Annotated in this window: 1 protein-coding gene; it reads left to right on the top strand. The window is 75.2% G+C overall.

All coding sequences use genetic code 11. The annotated features are described in order from the left end of the window. Positions 1–39 precede the first annotated feature (39 nt). The coding region (locus tag G3I65_RS37015; protein ID WP_309235911.1) for a DUF4135 domain-containing protein at positions 40–850 on the top strand (811 nt) is incomplete at its 3' end.

Raw genomic sequence — 850 nt, 5'->3', positions numbered from 1 at the left:
GCCGCGCTGCTGGAAAGCTGTGCCGGCGCGGGGATCCGCGTGCTGGTCCGGCCGACGAGCTTCTACACGCGGCTGCTCGACGAGACCACGCACCCGTCGCTGCTGGCCGACGCGGCCGCGCGCGACGAGGCCTTCGGGCTGCTGCACGACGACAGCACCGACGACGTCCGCCGCGCGCTGGTGGCCGCGGAGCTGACCGACCTGTGGGCGGGCGACGTCCCGATGTTCACCGGCGAGCCCGGCTCCGCCGACGTCTGGGACACCGAGCGGAACCGGCTGGCCGGACTGCTCGGCACGACGCCGCTGGCGTCGGTGCGGGCGAAGGTCGCCGGCATGACCACCATCGACCGCCGCGACCAGGAGTGGCTGATCTCCGCCGCGCTGGCCACCCGGCCGGACGCCGAGACGCACGCCGGCAGCGGGGTCAGCGACGGCATCCTGCCGAGCAAGACGCCGGAACCCGCGCACCTGCTTTCGGCCGCGTGCGGCGTCGCCGACGCCATCATCGCCCGCGCCTGCACGGCGGGCGGGCGCGTCAACTGGGTCGGTCTGGAGCTCGTCGACGAGAAGTACTGGACCGTGCTGCCGATGGGCGGCGGGCTCGGCGAGGGCTACCCCGGCGTGGCGCTGTTCCTCGCCCAGCTCGCCGAGCTGACCGGCATCGACCGCTACCGCGACCTGGCCGGAAAGGCGATTTCCGGCCTGCCGTCACTGGTTTCCGCGCTCGAAGCCGACCCGGAACTGGCCGAAGCGGCCGGGCCGGGCGGCCTGCTCGGCCTCGGCGGCGTCGCCTACGCCGCGGCCCGCCTCGCGCGGCTGCTCGACCGGCCGGACCTGCTGGACCTCTGCG

Origin of the sequence: Amycolatopsis sp. SID8362 (assembly GCF_010550475.1) — a bacterium.
Taxonomy (GTDB): domain Bacteria; phylum Actinomycetota; class Actinomycetes; order Mycobacteriales; family Pseudonocardiaceae; genus Amycolatopsis; species Amycolatopsis eburnea.
Note: the sequence above shows the minus strand (reverse complement) of the source record. Positions and strands in the feature narration are given on the sequence as shown.